1 protein-coding gene is annotated in these 237 nt (G+C 42.6%); it reads right to left on the minus strand.

Going from position 1 to position 237, the window contains the following annotated elements; translation table 11 throughout:
- Nucleotides 1-13: 13 nt before the first annotated feature.
- Nucleotides 14-237 (minus strand): 2-C-methyl-D-erythritol 4-phosphate cytidylyltransferase (locus tag B4920_RS27870; RefSeq protein WP_173862747.1); only part of this gene is annotated, 224 nt, incomplete at its 5' end.

Here is a 237-nt window from a genome sequence, read left to right on the forward strand (position 1 = left end):
ATCCAATTATTTTTTATTGTGCCGCTAAAATAAGTCGTGCAAGCTCTAGGTCATCAGGATAGGTAATTTTAATATTATCAGAACGGCCTTGTACGACCTGAACGGGTTGACCTACAAACTCCAAAGCACTAGCTTCGTCGGTAATGACTGCATTTGCTGCAAGTGCATGCTCAATAGCTGACTTCAAAACACCCAGTTTAGCAATCTGTGGAGTTTGTGCCTGCCAAAGCTGTGAAC

Origin of the sequence: Zoogloea sp. LCSB751 (assembly GCF_002028455.1) — a bacterium.
Taxonomy (GTDB): domain Bacteria; phylum Pseudomonadota; class Gammaproteobacteria; order Burkholderiales; family Rhodocyclaceae; genus Zoogloea.